The sequence below is a fragment of the Flavobacterium pectinovorum genome, assembly GCF_006438875.1.
Taxonomy (GTDB): Bacteria; Bacteroidota; Bacteroidia; order Flavobacteriales; family Flavobacteriaceae; genus Flavobacterium; species Flavobacterium pectinovorum_A.
In genome coordinates this window covers 1-716 of the sequence record NZ_RCZH01000048.1, presented here as the reverse complement: position 1 = coordinate 716, position 716 = coordinate 1, and the positions used below count along the sequence as shown (strand labels likewise).

Here is a 716-nt window from a genome sequence, read left to right as displayed (position 1 = left end):
CCTTTTCTCCCGACTGCGGTCGGGAGAAGAAACTTTCTAAAACTAAAATACTTTCTTTATCTCAGTATGTTAAGATATTACTCTTAATTATGAATTGTTAATTATCAATTATTAATTAAAAGAAAATTGCCCAAAGCAATTATAACTTCTTAAGGTGGTTATTGCGGCGGGGCTCACCTCTTCCCATCCCGAACAGAGTAGTTAAGCCCGCCTGCGCAGATGGTACTGCAGTTATGTGGGAGAGTATGTCGTCGCCTTTCTTTTGAAAATCCTCATCATTTTTTGATGGGGATTTTTTGTTTGTAAATGTTTTGAAATTTTAACGCAAAGCACGCTAAGATTTAATGGATCAGGTGCAAAAGTTGGGGATTTGGAAAATTTATGCATAAATATTAGTTAGCCTAAAAGGAAATATTCCAGGATCAGGTGCAAAAGTTGGGGATTAGGCAAAAAGATTAGATAATCTGAACAAGAAGAAATCTACTTTACGCACTCCTCTAAATTGACTTCTAAACGCTTTTACTTTAGCATTGAATGATTCTGCAGAAGCATTAGTACTTCTATTGCCAAAATAGTTTAAGATTGATTGGTAATTAACCGTTATAGTATTTAAAAGGATATTAAAATTTTTAAACCCTGAATCTTCTACATTCTTGTACCAATGTGCCAGTTTGGTCATCGCAATGTGTTTATTGTTATGATTGTTGTAAATACCT

1 protein-coding gene and 1 rRNA gene are annotated in these 716 nt (G+C 34.2%); one reads left to right on the top strand and one right to left on the bottom strand.

Annotated elements, in window-relative coordinates; genetic code table 11:
• Positions 1 to 150: 150 nt before the first annotated feature.
• Positions 151 to 260: ribosomal RNA gene (rrf, locus tag EAH81_RS27260) — 5S ribosomal RNA — on the top strand.
• Positions 261 to 442: 182 nt separating this feature from the next.
• On the opposite strand, the gene EAH81_RS27255 is transcribed toward rrf, so the two are convergent.
• Positions 443 to 716 (bottom strand): transposase (locus tag EAH81_RS27255; protein ID WP_241676537.1); only part of this gene is annotated, 274 nt, incomplete at its 5' end.